General features: G+C 66.5%; 15 protein-coding genes and 1 pseudogene. 12 read left to right on the forward strand and 4 right to left on the reverse strand.

What is annotated here, in order from left to right; translation table 11 throughout:
- The first annotated feature begins 383 nt into the window (after positions 1-383).
- Both EET03_RS05690 and EET03_RS05695 read left to right on the forward strand, forming a co-directional pair.
- Entirely contained in the window at positions 384-866 is a 483-nt protein-coding gene (locus EET03_RS05690) for a cation:proton antiporter regulatory subunit (RefSeq protein ID WP_075543544.1), read from the forward strand.
- A gap of 4 nt (positions 867-870) precedes the next feature.
- Positions 871-2,016, forward strand: coding sequence for a cation:proton antiporter (locus tag EET03_RS05695; RefSeq protein ID WP_063468923.1), 1,146 nt, complete (start codon positions 871-873; stop codon positions 2,014-2,016).
- Positions 2,017-2,027: 11 nt separating this feature from the next.
- Here the strand turns inward: EET03_RS05695 and EET03_RS05700 are convergent, their stop codons facing one another.
- Positions 2,028-2,552: an Rv3235 family protein gene (locus tag EET03_RS05700; RefSeq protein ID WP_075543543.1), complete on the reverse strand. Its 525-nt coding sequence runs from the start codon at positions 2,550-2,552 to the stop codon at positions 2,028-2,030.
- A gap of 217 nt (positions 2,553-2,769) precedes the next feature.
- Here EET03_RS05700 and EET03_RS05705 point away from each other — a divergent pair, with 217 nt between their 5' ends.
- The 8 genes from EET03_RS05705 to EET03_RS05740 all read left to right on the forward strand — a co-directional run bounded on the left by EET03_RS05705 (position 2,770) and on the right by EET03_RS05740 (position 10,385).
- Positions 2,770-4,179, forward strand: a complete 1,410-nt coding sequence (locus EET03_RS05705) for a WS/DGAT/MGAT family O-acyltransferase (RefSeq protein ID WP_063468921.1) — start codon at positions 2,770-2,772, stop codon at positions 4,177-4,179.
- Between the two features lie 42 nt (positions 4,180-4,221).
- Positions 4,222-5,094, forward strand: a complete 873-nt coding sequence (gene ppk2, locus EET03_RS05710) for a polyphosphate kinase 2 (RefSeq protein ID WP_075543542.1) — start codon at positions 4,222-4,224, stop codon at positions 5,092-5,094.
- A 33-nt stretch (positions 5,095-5,127) separates the two neighbouring features.
- Positions 5,128-5,628, forward strand: coding sequence for a DUF6912 family protein (locus EET03_RS05715; RefSeq protein WP_099194009.1), 501 nt, complete (start codon positions 5,128-5,130; stop codon positions 5,626-5,628).
- Positions 5,629-5,734: 106 nt separating this feature from the next.
- Positions 5,735-6,577, forward strand: a complete 843-nt coding sequence (locus EET03_RS05720) for an SH3-like domain-containing protein (RefSeq protein WP_075543541.1) — start codon at positions 5,735-5,737, stop codon at positions 6,575-6,577.
- 11 nt (positions 6,578-6,588) lie between these two features.
- Positions 6,589-7,296 carry a thiocyanate hydrolase subunit gamma gene (gene scnC, locus EET03_RS05725; protein ID WP_075543540.1) on the forward strand — a complete coding sequence of 236 codons (708 nt, stop codon included), beginning with the start codon at positions 6,589-6,591 and terminating at the stop codon, positions 7,294-7,296.
- A 10-nt stretch (positions 7,297-7,306) separates the two neighbouring features.
- Positions 7,307-7,669: a hypothetical protein gene (locus EET03_RS05730; RefSeq protein ID WP_063468917.1), complete on the forward strand. Its 363-nt coding sequence runs from the start codon at positions 7,307-7,309 to the stop codon at positions 7,667-7,669.
- 201 nt (positions 7,670-7,870) lie between these two features.
- Positions 7,871-9,016, forward strand: a complete 1,146-nt coding sequence (locus EET03_RS05735; RefSeq protein ID WP_075543539.1) for a ferredoxin reductase — start codon at positions 7,871-7,873, stop codon at positions 9,014-9,016.
- 88 nt (positions 9,017-9,104) lie between these two features.
- A complete protein-coding gene (locus tag EET03_RS05740; protein WP_075543538.1) occupies positions 9,105-10,385 on the forward strand; it encodes a fatty acid desaturase family protein in 1,281 nt (426 codons plus the stop codon).
- A gap of 72 nt (positions 10,386-10,457) precedes the next feature.
- Here the strand turns inward: EET03_RS05740 and EET03_RS05745 are convergent.
- Positions 10,458-11,452 (reverse strand): annotated as a pseudogene (locus EET03_RS05745) (thiolase family protein).
- Between the two features lie 116 nt (positions 11,453-11,568).
- Between EET03_RS05745 and EET03_RS05750 the strand changes: the two are divergent.
- The gene (locus EET03_RS05750; RefSeq protein ID WP_075543548.1) at positions 11,569-12,042 is read left to right on the forward strand and encodes a winged helix-turn-helix transcriptional regulator; all 474 of its coding nucleotides are present in this window, start codon (positions 11,569-11,571) and stop codon (positions 12,040-12,042) included.
- Here EET03_RS05750 and rsgA read toward each other — a convergent pair.
- Together rsgA and aroA are read right to left on the reverse strand one after the other, a co-directional pair.
- Positions 12,029-13,009 (reverse strand): ribosome small subunit-dependent GTPase A, encoded by a 981-nt coding sequence (gene rsgA, locus EET03_RS05755; RefSeq protein WP_075543547.1) that lies wholly within the window; start codon positions 13,007-13,009, stop codon positions 12,029-12,031. The genes EET03_RS05750 and rsgA overlap by 14 nt on opposite strands.
- On the reverse strand, positions 13,006-14,292 hold the full coding sequence (aroA, locus tag EET03_RS05760; RefSeq protein ID WP_099194332.1) for a 3-phosphoshikimate 1-carboxyvinyltransferase: 1,287 nt from the start codon (positions 14,290-14,292) through the stop codon (positions 13,006-13,008). The genes rsgA and aroA overlap by 4 nt, the downstream gene beginning before the upstream one ends.
- A gap of 72 nt (positions 14,293-14,364) precedes the next feature.
- On the opposite strand from aroA, the gene EET03_RS05765 reads away from it, so the two are divergent.
- Positions 14,365-15,129 carry an SOS response-associated peptidase gene (locus tag EET03_RS05765; RefSeq protein ID WP_075543536.1) on the forward strand — a complete coding sequence of 255 codons (765 nt, stop codon included), beginning with the start codon at positions 14,365-14,367 and terminating at the stop codon, positions 15,127-15,129.
- The last annotated feature ends 87 nt before the right edge of the window (positions 15,130-15,216 follow it).

The following is a 15,216-nucleotide window of genomic DNA, read 5'->3' on the forward strand; positions in this document are numbered from 1 at the left end:
CGCCAACCCCGCCTGCGTCATCGCCGAAGCCCCCACCACCGCCGGCTCCACCGCAAACACCATCACCCAGGACCTCCGACTCACACCCCGCAGACAATCACCGACCCACCCTAAATTAATCCGCTCCCACCACCCTCGCACTCCATCAAACTCATACGCACCCGCGCCCAACGCATCGCCACCGAACGCCGCCACAACCGCACCGCCCGCCTAAGCCAGCGCGCCGAGTCCGCCGGAAATCCCGGACCCGCCCCACCCGACGACGAACCCCCACCGTTCTGACGCGGGACTACCTCGAAGGCCGAGGCTCAAGGACGCCATCAGCTATGAGATTTGGCCGGTGGCACTTCTCTCTCGATGCCATTTCGTCGAGTATTGGCGGCATGGATGTCAAGGAAGTGCTGCTGCCGGGCGTCGGTCTGCGGTACGAGTTCACCAGCCACAAGGGTGAGCGGATCGGCATCATCGCCCGGCGCACCGGCGATTTCGACATCGTCCTGTACACCGCGGAGGACCCTGACGCATGCCGGCCGGTCTTCCGCCTCAACGGCGAAGAGGCCGACACCGTGGCCGCGATTCTCGGTGCACCGAGAATTGCCGAGCGGTTCACCGAGCTGACCCGCGAGGTGCCCGGGCTCGAGGCGGGTCAGATCTCGATCGAGCCCGAGAGTCCGTTCGTCGGCCGGCCGCTGGGCGACACCCGCGCCCGCACCCGCACCGGCGTTTCGATCGTCGCGATCGTCCGCGGCGACGACGTGGTCGCTTCGCCCGGCCCCGCGGAAACGCTGCGGGCGCGCGACGTCCTGATTGTGATCGGCACCGAAGAGGGCATCATCGGAGTCCGCCGGATCGTCGACAAAGGCTGAGCCGGTGGATGTTTCGGAGGCGCTGCTATTCGAGCTCGGCGCCCTCTTGGTCATGCTTGCCCTGCTCGGCGCACTTGCCCGTAGGTTCGCATTGTCGCCGATCCCGGTTTATCTGTTGGCGGGCCTAGCGCTGGGTAAGGGCGGCATCCTGCCGGTGGCCGCCGCCGCTGACTTCGTCAGCACCGGCGCACCCATCGGCATCGTGTTGCTGTTGCTGACCTTGGGCCTGGAGTTCTCCGCGACCGAATTCGCCAGCAGCCTGCGTCATCATTTGCCGTCGGCCGGCGTCGACATCGTCCTCAACGCCACGCCCGGCGCGGTGACCGGCTGGCTGCTGGGGTTGGACGGCGTTGCCGTACTGGCGCTGGCCGGCGTCACATACATCTCGTCGTCGGGTGTCATCGCGCGACTGCTCGAGGACCTGCGCCGCCTGGGCAACCGCGAAACCCCGGCGGTGCTGTCGGTGCTGGTGCTCGAAGACTTCGCGATGGCCGCCTACCTGCCGATGTTCACAGTGCTGGCATTGCGCGGCAGCTGGCTGGACGCGCTAGGCGGGACGCTGGCCGCGATCGGCGCCCTTCTTGCGGCGTTCGCCGCGTCCTACTACTGGGGCCATCACGTCGGCCGCCTGGTGGCGCACCCCGACTCCGAGCAACTGCTGCTGCGGGTCTTGGGCATCACCTTGCTGGTTGCGGCGCTGGCCGAATCGTTGCACGCATCCGCTGCGGTCGGCGCGTTCCTGGTGGGCCTGACCCTGACCGGGGAAACGGCCGACCGGGCGCGCAGGGTCCTGGGTCCGCTGCGCGATCTGTTCGCCGCGATCTTCTTCCTGGCGATCGGGTTATCGGTAGGCCCCAAGGAGCTGCTCCCGATGCTTCCGGTGGCCGTCGTCCTGGCCGCGGTGACCGCCGCGACCAAGGTGCTGACCGGTATGTACGCCGCCCGCCGTGACGGAGTGGCACGGCGCGGCCAGTTGCGAGCGGGCACCGCGCTGATCGCTCGAGGCGAGTTCTCGCTGATCATCATCGGATTGGTCGGCGCGTCGATCCCCACGGTGGCGGCGTTGGCAACCTCGTACGTCTTCATCATGGCGATCGTGGGCCCGGTCGTGGCGCGGTACACCGGCGGGCCGCTGCGGGCCGCCGCCTGAGACGAAGTCCGTCAGCCGATGTGCAAGGCGACGACCAGCCAGCGCGGGCCGCCGCCGGCGGTCACCCGTTCCACACGACAGGCGATCGCGTGGATCCGGTCTCCGCGGCTGTAGCTGCCGAATGCCTCCGCCGCGGTGTCCGAGGACCCGACCGGTTGCAGTCGAACCCGGCGCAACACCGCGGTCCCGTGCTGACCGGCCACCGCTTCGCTGACCGACAGCACCGCGTCGACCAGGTTGGGCGCCAGCAGCGAACGCAGCTGCGTGGCGGGACGACGGCGGTCGATGACTTCGAGCACCCGGCGCAATGCCGCATCGGTGAACACGGCCGCCTGGCGCATGGGCACCGACATGCCCTCGTTCGTCGGCTGCTCGCCGCGGGGCCGGCGAGGCCCCCGTAGACTGCGCTGGCGTAAGGGTGGGTGCGTTGATTGTCGGCACCGGGGGATGGTTCCCGTGGGCGGTTCGTACTCGACTACCGGGACAACGGCGAAAGTCGGACGATGAGGCGGGTCGACAATAGGACTGATGCTCAACGGGCACTCTCCAGATCAAAACAGGTCAAACGATGGCAACGAGAAGATGCGGACCGCGCGCCTGCTGGAGAGTGGCAAACACACTGCCGGTCATCATTGCACACACCACGCCGGCGTGTACCCGCCCCGTAATGTGGCCGCGTCGAGTGGTTACCGTGAGCCACATCGGTCCAACCGCCAGATTGGGGACGAATTGACAAGGAGGACAGGGCCGTAAATGGTGACCCGGTTGTCCACGACGGACGCGTCTTTCTATCGGCTGGAGAACACCGCCACCCCCATGTACGTCGGGTCGCTGATGATCCTGCGCCGGCCGCGGGCCGGATTGAGTTACGAGACGCTGTTGGCCACCATCGAACAGCGGCTGCCGCAGATACCGCGTTACCGGCAGAAGGTACGCGAGGTGAAGATCGGCATGGCCCGCCCCGTGTGGATGGACGATCCCGAGTTCGACATCACCTATCACGTCAGGCGCTCGGCGTTGCCGTCGCCGGGCAGCGACGAGCAACTGCACGAACTCATCGCGCGGCTGGCTGCCCGGCCGCTGGACAAGTCGCGGCCGCTGTGGGAGATGTATCTCGTCGAGGGGCTGGAAAAGAATCGCGTTGCCCTCTACACCAAGTCGCACCAGGCCCTGATCAACGGGGTGACGTCACTGGCCATCGGCCACGTCATCGCCGATCGGACGCGGCGTCCACCGCCGTTCCCCGAAGACATCTGGATACCGGAACGCGACCCCGGCCACACCCGGTTGGTGCTGGGCGCCATCGGTGACTGGCTTATCGGGCCGGGAGCGCAGCTGCAGGCCGTCGGATCCGCGGTCGCCGGCGCGGTCACCAACTACGGCCAACTCGTCGACGCGGGCCGCCGGGTTCTCGATGTGGCGCGCACCGTGGCGCGCGGCACCGCACCCAATAGTCCGCTCAATGCCACCGTTTCGCGCAATCGACGATTCACGGTGGCGCGCGGACGGCTCGAGGACTATCGGGCGGTACGCGCCCGCTATGACTGTGACATCCACGACGTGGTGCTGGCCGTGATCGCCGGCGCGCTGGGCAACTGGCTGATGTCACGCGGTGAGACGGTGGCACCGACGGCGACGGTGCGCGCGATGGCTCCGCTGGCGGCGTACGTCGATGACCAACTCGATTCGACGGGTCCCGGCCAGGCCATGAGCCAGGTGACGCCCTTCTTGATAGATCTGCCGGTGGGGGAGGGCAACCCCGTGGTGCGGCTGTCCCAGGTCGCGCACGCCACCGAATCGAACCCGACGGCCGCCAGCCTGGTGGACGCCCGGACCATCGTCACGCTGTCCGGCTTTGCGCCGCCCACCCTGCACGCGATGGGTGTCCGGGTCGCGACCAGTTATTCGGCGAGGTTGTTCAACCTGCTGATCACCAATGCCCCTGGGGCGCAATCGCAGATGTACGTCGCGGGCACCAAGTTACTGGAGGCTTACGCGGTGCCGCCGCTGTTGCACAACCAGGCGCTGGCCATCAGCGTGACGTCCTACAACGGCATGTTGTATTTCGGGATCAATGCCGACCGCGACGCGATGAGCGATGTCGACCTGTTGCCCGGCCTGCTCGGCCAGTCGCTCGAGGAGTTGCTGGAAGCGTCTCGCTAATTGTCGGAGTGGAAATGGCTTGTGGAGATACCATCCGATGTTGTGAGCACCGCGATAACCAACGGCGCACCGGCCAAGACGGCGAAGCCGAAGAAGAAGTCAAAACCGCCGGCCAAGCGCAAGCTCCCGGCCAACGTCTACCATGCCGAATTATTCCGGCTGCAAACAGAATTCGTGAAGCTACAGGAGTGGGTGCGGCATTCCGGGGCGCGCCTGGTGGTCGTCTTCGAGGGCCGCGACGGAGCCGGCAAAGGTGGGACCATCAAGAGGATCACCGAATATCTCAACCCGCGCGTGGCCCGCATCGCGGCGTTGCCCTCGCCGACCGACCGGGAACGCGGGCAGTGGTATTACCAGCGCTATATCGCACACTTGCCCGCCAAGGGCGAAATCGTGCTCTTCGACCGGTCGTGGTACAACCGCGCCGGCGTCGAAAAAGTCATGGGATTCTGTACGCCGCAAGAGCATGCGCTGTTCTTGCGGCAGACGCCGATCTTCGAGCACATGTTGATCGACGACGGGATCTTGCTGCGCAAGTATTGGTTTTCGGTGTCCGATGAGGAGCAGTTGCGGCGCTTCAAGGCCCGGCGCAGCGACCCCGTCCGGCAATGGAAGCTCAGCCCGATGGACCTGGAATCGCTGTACCGGTGGGAGGATTACTCCCGCGCCAAGGACCAGATGATGGTGCACACCGACATCCCGACCAGCCCGTGGTATGTGGTGGAATCCGATATCAAAAAGCATGCGCGGCTGAACATGATGGCCCACCTGTTGTCCACCATCGACTACCGCGACGTGGAGAAACCGAAGGTCAAGTTGCCCAAACATCCGTTGGTGAGCGGCAACTACCAGCGCCCGCCGCGTGAATTGTCCAGCTACGTCGAAGACTATGCGGCGACGTTGATCGATGGTTAGCGCGGCGATCACGCGGGCCCGGCGACTGAGCCCGTGATGCAGGTCTACGTCCCGGCCACCCTGGCCATGCTGCGGCAACTTGTCGCCGATGGTTCGCTGTGGCCGGTCAACGGCACGGCCTTCGCGGTGACGCCGAAATTGCGGGAGTCATATGCCGAGGGCGACGACGACGAACTTGCGGAAGTGGCTCTGCAGGAGACCGCGCTGGCGTCCCTGCGTCTACTGGCCGACGACGGAGGCGAGGGTCTGCCGCCGCGACGCGTGGTTATTGCCGCCGAAGTGGATGACGTCACGTTGCGCCCCGATCTCGACGACGCCGTCGTCAGACTGACGGCGCCGGTTGCGATGGATCGGGTCGTCGCCGCGTATGTCGACAACGCCGCCGCCGAACCGGCCGTCACTGCGGCGATAGCCGTGATCGACGCCGCCGATCTCGGCGACGAGGACGCCGAGCTCGTTGTCGGTGACGCCCAGGACCACGATCTGGCGTGGTATGCCAACCAGGAGTTGCCGTTCCTGCTCGACTTGCTTTGACAGCGTATTGCCAGGTGTCCTGCGACGTCGGTCCAAGACTGGCTGCGCTGTCGGGTAGTAGCATCACTGCACCGTTCGCAACGCTCCCGATGCCACAGGAGTGGTCATGAGTACCGCCGCTGACCGTGCCCGTCAGCTCGACCTGGTTGCCCGGCTGAAGTCGGCCTATCCCGAGCTTCCGGACGCCCCCACTCCCGACCTGCTCGACCACGATCGCTTCTGGGCGTACATGAAGACCAACCATGACGTCGGCGGTGAGCCGGACGCGCCCATGAAGTACGAGAACAAGCAGTACGAGTACTGGGAGCACATGACGTATGTGCTCTGCGAAGTGCTTGCGTGGCGCGGCATTTGGCTGTCGGAGGAGCGCCGGCGGATCGGCAACGTCGACGTGGGACGCGCGGTCTATCTCGGCTTCCCCTACTACGGTCGCTGGCTCTGGGCGGTCGCGCGGGTGCTGGTGGAAAAGCATCACATCAGCCTGGGCGAGCTCAGTGAACGAATGGCAGCGGTCAAGGCTCGCTATGCCGGCGGCCTCGACGGGAAAAAGCTTGAGGCGCAACCGAAATCAGAAGGTGACGGCGCCGGCGTGATCCGCAATGCGCACCACACCCACGCGGTCGGCAAGGGCGATCCGCAGGTGTATGGCGGTCGGGCCGGGCGGCCCAGGTTCCGCGTCGGCGACCGGGTGGTGGTGCGCGAACTGCCCGCGTTGTTGTATACCCGCACCCCGGAATACGTACGGGGCGCCACGGGCGAAATCGCATCGGTCGCATACGAAAGCCCGGCCCCCGAGGACGAGACGTGGGACCGTCCCGACGCGCAGCCGGAGTGGTTCTACATCGTTCGGTTCAACCTGTGCGAGCTATGGGACGGCTACACCGGGACCACAACCGACACCCTGCAAACGGAGCTTCCCGAGCGGTGGCTCGAGGCAGCCAGCGGGTAGGAGTTTTCGACATGACCGACCACGACCACGATCACGACCACGAGCGAGCGCTTGCCCCCACGGTGGACGAAGTCACCGACTTCGAGGTACTCGAGATCGCACTGCGCGAATTGTGCATCGAGAAGGGCATTTTCACCGCCGAAGAGCACCGGCACTTCACCGAGTTCGCCGAACAGATCAACCCGACGCCGGCTTCCCACCTGGTGGCGCGCGCGTGGCTCGATCCCGAGTTCAAGCAACTCGCGCTCACCGATGCGATGGCCGCCAGCAAGGAGGTGGGCGTCGACTGGCTGGAACCCACCGGGTTCGGTACGCCCAGCGACTTTACCGCGTTCCAGATTCTCGAGGACACACCGACGCTGCACCATGTGATCGTCTGCGCATTGTGCTCCTGTTATCCGCGGCCGATTCTCGGCAACTCTCCGGAGTGGTACCGCACCCCGAACTATCGCCGGCGGATGGTCCGCTGGCCACGTCAGGTGCTTGCGGAATTCGGGCTCTATCTGCCCGACGACGTCGCTATCCGAGTAGAGGACTCCAACCAGAAGCACCGCTTCATGGTCATGCCCATGCGCCCGGAGGGAACCGAGGGCTGGGACGAGGATCAGCTGGCCGAGATCGTCACCCGCGACTGTTTGATCGGTGTGGCACTGCCCAAGCCAGGTGTCACGAGCAACGTCATCACTTCCACCAGGTCCGCGATACATCCAGCCGGGTGACGGGCAGAAGATGAGGCCACAGGATCCGATCGAGCAGCGCACCATCGCGCCGTTGCAGCAGATCGTGGAACGCAACCAGGTCTGGTCGCGGATGGCCGAAAAGTACGGCGTGACCAATCCCGTGCCCCCGTGGAAGACCAGCCTGGACGGCCTGTGCGACGCCCTCGACCGCGCCGCCTGCAGCGCGGACATCCCCGATTTCAAGCAGCGACGAGATGAGGAAGACATCCTCTCGGCCAGCCGGTATTCCAGCCTGCCCTACCCGGAGAACCAGCTGGTGTCACTGGCCCATTCACTGGTCGCCCGTGGGGTCATCGATGAAGCAGAGCTGGCACAACGGCTGTCCGACATCCGAAAGCGCCTGGAAGCCTGACCGGCTCCCGGTTACCGGGAAACACCGGCCACAGCCGCTTATAACGTCTGCAACCCCGCTAGACCGTCCTGTGACGCAACTTGCACATTCGGGCCTAGCTACGCAACCGTAAGTTACGGTACCGTAGCCTTATGAGGCGGGCCTGAGCTTGCCCGCTACCCAGGCGGAAGCCAACGGCCGCGCCGCAATCAGGAGCTTCGCATGAGTAAGAAATACGCGGTGGTCAACGCCAAGGTTGCCGACACCAGACGGCCCACTGTCGCCGGGGCAGACCGGCATCCGGGCTGGCACGCGCTGCGCAAGATTGCGGAGCGGATCACGACGCCGCTGTTGCCCGACGACTATTTGCAGCTGGCCAATCCGCTGTGGTCGGCGCGGGAATTGCGGGGCCGTATCCTCGAGGTCCGCCGCGAGACCGAGGACTCGGCGACGTTGGTCATCAAACCGGGCTGGGGCTTCAGTTTCGACTATCAACCGGGCCAGTACATCGGCATCGGCCTCTTGGTCGACGGGCGCTGGCGCTGGCGCTCGTATTCGCTGACGTCGAGCCCCGTCGGGACGTCCGGATCCGCGCGCACCGTCACCATCACCGTGAAGGCGATGCCCGAAGGCTTCCTGTCCACCCACCTGGTGGCCGGTGTCGAACCGGGGACCGTGGTGCGACTGGCCGCCCCCCAGGGAAACTTCGTGCTGCCCGACCCGGCGCCGCCCTCGATGCTGTTGCTCACCGCCGGGTCCGGGATCACCCCGGTGATGTCGATGCTGCGAACATTGGTGCGCCGCAACCAGATCACCGATGTCGCACATCTACATTCGGCACCCACCGAAGCTGACGTGATGTTCGGTGCCGAGCTGGCCGCCCTGAGCGACGATCATCCCGGCTACCGGCTGAAGGTGCGCAAGACCCGCACCGAGGGCCGTCTGGATCTCGCCCGGCTCGATGAGCAGGTGCCGGACTGGCGCGACCGGCAAACCTGGGCGTGCGGGCCTGCCGCCATGCTCAACCAGGCCGAAAAGGTCTGGGCCGCAGCCGCCATCAGCGACCGACTGCACCTGGAGCGGTTCGCGGTGTCCAAGGCGGCACCCGCCGGCGCGGGTGGCACGGTCACGTTCGCCCGCAGCGGCAAGTCTGCGGCGGCTGATGCCGCGACATCGGTGATGGATGCGGGCGAAGGTGCCGGTGTGCAGATGCCTTTTGGATGCCGCATGGGCATCTGTCAATCGTGTGTGGTCGACCTGGTCGCGGGCCACGTGCGTGACCTGCGGACCGGTCAGGAGCGTGACCCCGGCACCCGGATCCAGACCTGTGTGTCGGTCGCCTCGGGTGACTGTGTGGTCGACATCTAAAGCTACCCGCTGGTAACTTACGGATACGTAGCCTACGATGGCGTAGGTACGGATTCGATCCAGAGACGTACGACGTAGGGAGAAGAAAATGGCGATAACCGACGTCGACGCATTCGCGCATCTCACGGACGCCGACATCGAAAACCTTGCGGTTGAGCTCGATGCCATCCGCCAGGACATCGAAGACTCTCGTGGCGAGCGCGATGCCCGCTACATCCGCCGCACCATTGCCGCCCAGCGTGCGCTGGAGGTGAGTGGCCGGCTGATGCTGGCTGCCGGCTCGCGGCGCAGCGCATGGTGGGCAGGCGCGGCGACCCTGGGCGTGGCCAAGATCATCGAGAACATGGAGATCGGCCACAACGTGATGCATGGCCAGTGGGACTGGATGAACGACCCGGAGATTCACTCCTCGACCTGGGAGTGGGACATGACCGGGTCGTCCAAGCACTGGCGTTACACCCACAACTTCGTGCACCACAAGTACACCAACATCCTGGGCATGGACGACGACGTCGGCTACGGCATGCTGCGCGTCACCCGGGATCAGCGGTGGAAGAAGTACAACATCTTCAACCTGGTGTGGAACACCATTCTGGCGATCGCGTTCGAGTGGGGAGTTGCGTTGCAGCACTTGGAGATCGGCAAGATCTTCAAGGGCCGCGCGGACCGTGACGCCGCCAAGATCCGGCTGTGGGAGTTCACCGGCAAGGCCGGCCGCCAGCTGTTCAAGGACTACGTCGCGTTCCCGGCGTTGACTTCGTTGTCACCCGGCGCGACTTACAGGTCCACCTTGACCGCCAACGCGGTGGCCAACGTGATCCGCAACGTGTGGTCCAACGCCGTGATCTTCTGCGGTCATTTTCCCGACGGCGCTGAGAAGTTCACCAAGACGGACATGATCGGCGAGACCAAGGGCCAGTGGTACCTGCGCCAGATGCTGGGCAGTGCCAACTTCGATGCCGGGCCCGCATTGCGGTTCATGAGCGGCAATCTGTGCCACCAGATCGAGCACCACCTCTACCCCGACCTGCCGAGCAACCGCCTCGCCGAGATCTCGGTGCGGGTGCGCGAGGTATGCGACAAGTACGACTTGCCTTACACCACAGGCCCGTTCCTGGTGCAGTACGCCAAGACGTGGCGCACGCTGGCCAAGCTGTCGCTGCCCAACAAGTATCTGCGCCACAATGCCGACGACGCGCCGGAGACCCGCAGCGAGCGGATGTTCGCTGAGCTGGAACCAGGTTTCGCAGGCATTGATCCGGCGAGCGGGCGCCGTCGTGGTCTCAAGAGCGCGATTGCGGCGGTGCGTCGTTGGCGGCGCGGCAGGCTTATCGAGATCGGCCCGGCCACAGAGGATCTGGCGGCCTAAGCTCCGTTGCCAGCGTGAAATCACTGCGAAATTTTGGCCTTTTTCTCGCAGCGAGAACACGCTCGGCGCGTGTTACCACCGCTCGATGATGGTGGCGTTGGCCATGCCTCCGCCCTCGCACATCGTCTGCAGCCCGTAGCGCCCGCCGCGCTGGTGCAGCGCGTTGACCAGCGTGGTCATGATGCGCGCGCCACTGGCCCCCAGTGGGTGGCCGATCGCGAGGCCCCGCCGTTGACATTCGCCTTGGTCAGATCGGCGCCGGTGTCGTGTGCCCAGGCCAGCACGACCGGCGCGAATGCCTCGTTCACGTCGAACAGGTCGATGTCGGCCAAGGTCAAACCGGCGCGGCGCAGCACCTTGTCGGTGGCGGGAATGGCCCCGGTCGGCATGTAGAGCGGGTCGGAGCCGACTACCGTCGCGGTGTGGATGCGGGCCAGCGGGCGCAGTCCGAGGTTCTTGGCCTGAGGCTCTCGTCGGACGCGAGCCCGACGATCGGGATCAGCTCGTTGTCGAAGAGCCCTTCCTTGGTGGCCCGAGCCGCCTTCTCGTGGCTGGTCGCCCGAGAACTCGTCGAGCTCAGTACGAGAAAAGCCCCACCGTGCCGCGATCAGCTCGGCGCTGATGCCTTGCGGCACCAGGCCTTGCGGGTAGCGGCGGGTCATGGCGTCACCCAGCGGGTTGCTGCCGTGCAGTACCGAGCCGCCCATCGGAACGCGGCTCATCGACTCCACGCTCCCGGCAACGGCCAGGTCGTACGCGCCGGACTGCACGCCCTGGGCGGCGAAGCCGATGGCCTGCTGACTGCTGCCGCACTGGCGGTCGATCGTGACGCCGGGAACCGACTCCGGGAAGCCGGCGCCCAACGACGCGTTGCGTGCGATGTTGACGGCCTGGTCACCGACCTGGGTGACGGCACCCGCGATCACGTCGTCGATCCGGGCCGGGTCAACTCCGGTGCGGGCTACCAGTTCGCGCAGGGTGTGCGCCAGCAGGTCGGCGGGGGCCACGCCATGTAGCGCGCCAGTGCCCTTGCCCTTGCCGACCGGGGTGCGGACGGCTCCGTCGATGACGGTCGAGGCCCTGGCTCATGGTTCCTCCTCATGGGTAGCTGAGTATCTGTAGGTATACTCAGCTATACCAGGCTGGGTATACTCAACACAACCTGGTTCGGAGGGTGATCTTCGTGACAATGCTGGAAGGCCCGCTGGCCGACCGCGACGGTTGGTCGGCGGTCGGTGCGTGTCCGATCGAGAAGACGATGTCGGTCGTGGGCACCAGGTCCGCGATGCTGATCATGCGCGAGGCCTACTACGGCACCACCCGGTTTGACGACTTCGTCCGCCGCGTCGGCATCACCAAGGCGGCGGCCTCGGCCCGGCTGGCGGAATTGGTCAACCTCGGACTCCTTGCCCGGCGACCTTATCGCGAACCCGGGCAGCGCAGCCGCGACGAGTATGTGCTCACCGACCCCGGTTTCGATTTCATGCCGGTGGTCTTTGCGATGTTCCAATGGGGCAAGCGGCATCTGTCGGGCGGCGACCGGCTCCAGCTGACCCACTTGGGCTGCGGCGCCGCTGCGCAGATCGAAATACGATGCAGCAAAGGGCATCTGGTACCGCCCGACAAGCTTGGTATTCGGCTGGTCACGTCTCCCTGAGTACTGCGAGCAGTCGGCGGGCGGCGGCAACCCGCCGCGCGGCAGGCCCGGACAAGCTGTCAAGTGCGCATCCGGGATCGGCCGGCGGCCCCATATGCCCACAGCCGCGCGGGCAGTCGTGAATCGCCCCGGCCAGATCGGCGAACGCCAACAGCACGTCGTCAGGCTGGATGTGTGCCAACCCGAACGAGCGGATCCCCGGGGTGTCGATCACCCAGCCCCCGCAATCCAGCGGCAACGCCACCGACTGTGTCGAGGTGTGCCGGCCCCGGCCGACCTCGGTCACCTCCCCCACCGCCCGATCAGCTTCCGGCACAAGGCGATTGACCAGCGTCGACTTGCCGACTCCGGAATGCCCGAGCAGCACGGTGATCTTGCCGTCGAGCAAGTTGGCCACCGCGAGCAAGGGATCGTCACGGCCCGCGACGACCATCGTGAGGTCCAGGTCGGCGAACTGCTCGGCGAACGGTTCGGGTGGGGCCAGGTCGGTCTTGGTCAGGCACAGGATGGGCGCCAGCCCGCCCGCGTAGGCGGCGATCAGTGCCCGGTCCACCAGGCCGGTGCGCGGCGGGGGATCGGCCAGCGCGACCACGATCAGCAGTTGATCGGCGTTGGCGACCACCACTCGTTCGGTGGGGTCGGTGTCATCGGCGGTGCGGCGCAACACCGTTCGTCGCGGACCGCGGCGGACGATGCGGGCCAGCGTGTCCGGCCGGCCGGACAGGTCGCCCACCACGTCGACGTCGTCTCCGACGACGATGGGAGTGCGGCCCAGCTCGCGTGCCCGCATGGCGGTGATGCGACGATCCGGGTCCCCGCCCGGCACGCAACCCCACCGGCCGCGGTCGACGCTGACCACCATGGCGGTCTCGGCGTCGGCATGTTCGGGACGTGTTTTGGTCCGCGGCCGCGAACCACGGCCGGAACGGACCTTGACGTCGGATTCGTCGTAGTCGCCGCGCCTCAACCGCCGGGCTCCCCGAGCATCTCGGCCCATAGCCGCGGAAACTCCGGCAGCGTCTTGGTGGTGGCGCCGATGTCGTCCACCTCGACGCCGGCGACCCGCAGCCCGACGATCGCGCCGGCCATCGCCATCCGATGATCCGCATAGGCGCGCCAGAGACCGGGTCGCAACGGTGCCGCGGTGATCACCAGGCCGTCCGACGTCTCCCGGCAGTCACCGCCCAGGCGGTTGATCTCGGTGCTCAGCGCGGCGAGTCGGTCGGTCTCGTGGCCGCGCAGGTGGGCGATGCCGGTCAGCCGCGACACCGATCCCGGGGTGGCAAGCGCCGCCAGTGCGGCTACCGACGGCGTGAGCTCACCGACGTCGCGCAGGTCGACGTCGAACCCGTGGTAGGCGGCGGGCCCTCGCACCTCTAACATTGAATCCGTATGCGAGACAACGCTATTCAATTGTCGCAGGATACGCAGGATGTGGTCGGCGGGCTGGACGCTGTCGGCCGGCCAGCCGGTGATACGCACCGTGCCGCCGCTGACCACGGCCGCCGCCAGGAACGCGACCGCGTTGGTGAGATCAGGTTCTACATCCCACTGGCGTGCCTTGACCGCGCCGGGCGCGACCCGCCAGCGATTCGGAACCGAGTCGTCGACGTCGACGCCGGCCTGGCGCAGCATCGCCACCGTCATCGCGATGTGCGGTGCCGACGGCAGCGCCGCACCGGTGTGCTGCACGGTCAGTCCCTCGGTGAACGATGCCGCGGACAGCAGCAGGCCCGACACGAACTGTGACGACGCCGATGCGTCGATGGCCACCGTGCCGCCGGTGACCGATCCGATTCCCTGGACGCGGAAAGGCAGACCCGCACCATCGACCTGAACGCCCAGACCGCGCAGCGCATCCAGCAGCGGTGCGATGGGCCGGGCCCGGGCCTGCTCATCGCCGTCGAACGTGACCAAGGCTGCGCTCAGCGCCGCCAGCGGCGGCACGAAACGCAACACCGTGCCGGCCAGGCCGCAATCCACTTGGGCGTCGGGACCGGGGTCCAGCCGGCCTTTGACCGTCAGTTCGGAGCCCGTCCCGTCGACGCGCAGGCCCAGAGTTCGCAGCGCGGCGATCATCAGATCGGTATCCCGGCTGCGCAGCGCGCCGCTGATCGTCGAGGGGCCGTGGTCTTGCGCGGCCGCCAGCGCAGCCAGCACCAGAGTACGGTTGGTCTGCGATTTCGAGCCCGGAATGGTCACCGTCGCGTGCACCGGTGCCGGCGCGGACGGGGCCCGCCACGCCTTCAGGGGCTCGGTGCTGCTCACGACTACATCCTGCCGTGTCGGCGGTTGTCGTGGGTACCAGGCACCATGGGACTCATGTGCGGACGATTCGCGGTCACCACCGATCCCGCCCGGCTGGCCAAGAAAATCAAGGCGATCGACGAAGCCGCCGGCGCCGGGTCCACGGCCGCGGCGCCCAACTACAACGTGGCGCCGACCAACACGATCATGACGGTGGTGTCGCGCCACAGCGAGCCGGACGACCAGCCATCGCGCCGGGTGCGGCTCATGCGCTGGGGCTTGATCCCGCCGTGGGCCAAGGCCGCGCCGGACGGCGCGCCCGACACGAAGGGTCCGTTGCCGATCAACGCCCGCGCCGACAAGGTCGCCACGTCCCCCGCGTTCCGGAATTTGGCGCAGCGCAAACGCTGCCTGGTGCCCATGGACGGATGGTACGAATGGCGCGCCAATCCCGATGCCGCGCCGGGGCGCAAGACCGCCAAGACCCCGTTCTTTGTGCACCGCCGCGACGGCGACCCGGTGTTCATGGCCGGATTGTGGTCGGTTTGGAAGCCGGACAACGCTGCTGCGCCCCTGCTGAGCTGCACGATTATCACCACCGACGCCGTGGGGCAGATGGCCGAGATCCATGACCGGATGCCGCTGATGCTGGCCGAAGGCGACTGGGATGCCTGGCTGAATCCGGACGCGCCGCTGGATCCGGCGTTACTGGCCCGTCCGCCGGACGTGCACGACATCGAGCTGCGTCAGGTGTCGACCTTGGTCAACAGCGTGCGCAACAACGGGCCGGAACTGCTAGAGCCCGCCGAGCGGCAGTCGGAGCAGATGAAGCTGCTGTAGTGCCGAATATGAACCCCGCGTCGCGCAGTTCCGCGGCAGGCCGTTGGCCCTTCATAGCCAATTTCAAATACGCCGATGCCGCGGACT

Origin of the sequence: Mycobacterium innocens, assembly GCF_900566055.1 — a bacterium.
Lineage (GTDB): Bacteria > Actinomycetota > Actinomycetes > Mycobacteriales > Mycobacteriaceae > Mycobacterium > Mycobacterium innocens.

What these genes read in the sequence shown, in the direction of transcription:
- EET03_RS05690 (WP_075543544.1), top strand. Translation starts at nt 384, where the DNA reads ATGGATGTCAAGGAAGTGCTGCTGCCGGGCGTCGGTCTGCGGTACGAG.
- EET03_RS05705 (WP_063468921.1), top strand. Translation starts at nt 2,770, where the DNA reads ATGGTGACCCGGTTGTCCACGACGGACGCGTCTTTCTATCGGCTGGAG.
- EET03_RS05720 (WP_075543541.1), top strand. Translation starts at nt 5,735, where the DNA reads ATGAGTACCGCCGCTGACCGTGCCCGTCAGCTCGACCTGGTTGCCCGG.
- scnC (WP_075543540.1), top strand. Translation starts at nt 6,589, where the DNA reads ATGACCGACCACGACCACGATCACGACCACGAGCGAGCGCTTGCCCCC.
- EET03_RS05730 (WP_063468917.1), top strand. Translation starts at nt 7,307, where the DNA reads ATGAGGCCACAGGATCCGATCGAGCAGCGCACCATCGCGCCGTTGCAG.
- EET03_RS05735 (WP_075543539.1), top strand. Translation starts at nt 7,871, where the DNA reads ATGAGTAAGAAATACGCGGTGGTCAACGCCAAGGTTGCCGACACCAGA.
- EET03_RS05740 (WP_075543538.1), top strand. Translation starts at nt 9,105, where the DNA reads ATGGCGATAACCGACGTCGACGCATTCGCGCATCTCACGGACGCCGAC.
- EET03_RS05765 (WP_075543536.1), top strand. Translation starts at nt 14,365, where the DNA reads ATGTGCGGACGATTCGCGGTCACCACCGATCCCGCCCGGCTGGCCAAG.